This window comes from Deinococcus alpinitundrae, assembly GCF_009982895.1.
Lineage (GTDB): Bacteria > Deinococcota > Deinococci > Deinococcales > Deinococcaceae > Deinococcus > Deinococcus alpinitundrae.
Genome location: NZ_WXZL01000094.1, coordinates 1 through 682 on the forward strand (window position 1 = coordinate 1; position 682 = coordinate 682).

Consider the following 682-nt stretch of genomic DNA (forward strand, 5'->3'; position numbering starts at 1 on the left):
GCATCACCGCGATCACGTGCGCAGAATCCTGCATCAGTTGGGCTTTTCCCGTCAGAAGCCCGACAAACGCGCACTGGAACAGAACCCGGAAGCGGTGGCTACCTGGATTCACACCACCCTTCCCGAGATCAAAAAAAAGTAGCTGCTGGAGCGACACTGGTCTTCCTGGATGAAGTCGGCTTCAGTCTCAAAGGGACAGTCAAGGGCACCTGGGCGCTGCGCGGCCAGACGCCTGTGGTGTTCGGGAAAGCCAGCTGGGACAAGGTTTCGACAATCGGTGCAGTCAGCACTACGGGTCAGTTCCTGCAGCACACGCAACATGGCGCGTTCAAAGGCCCGGATGTGATTCGCTTCCTGCAGCACGTGTTGACGCACGTCCCAGGAGCGGTCGTGGTGGTGCTGGACAATGCGGGCATCCACAAGACGAAGGCCGTCACGGCCTTCGTCTCGGGTGAATCCCGGCTGTCCCTCCAGTACCTTCCACCCTATGCCCCAGAGTTGAACCCTATTGAACTGGTGTGGGCCTACATCAAGCGGAATGTGCTAGGGAATTTCTGCGCACGGACGTTGAAGGAACTCAAGGCACGCCTGAAGGTCGGGTGGCAGCGCGTCCGATATGTGCGCCTCCCTGATCGCCTCCTGCACAGCTACCTCCCATCGTGAACTTCAGCCGAGATCAATA

At 58.8% G+C, this 682-nt stretch carries 1 pseudogene; it reads left to right on the top strand.

What is annotated here, in order from left to right:
- A pseudogene (locus tag GUI70_RS24130) lies at nucleotides 1-663 on the top strand (IS630 family transposase); the annotation flags it as partial.
- Nucleotides 664-682 lie beyond the last annotated feature (19 nt).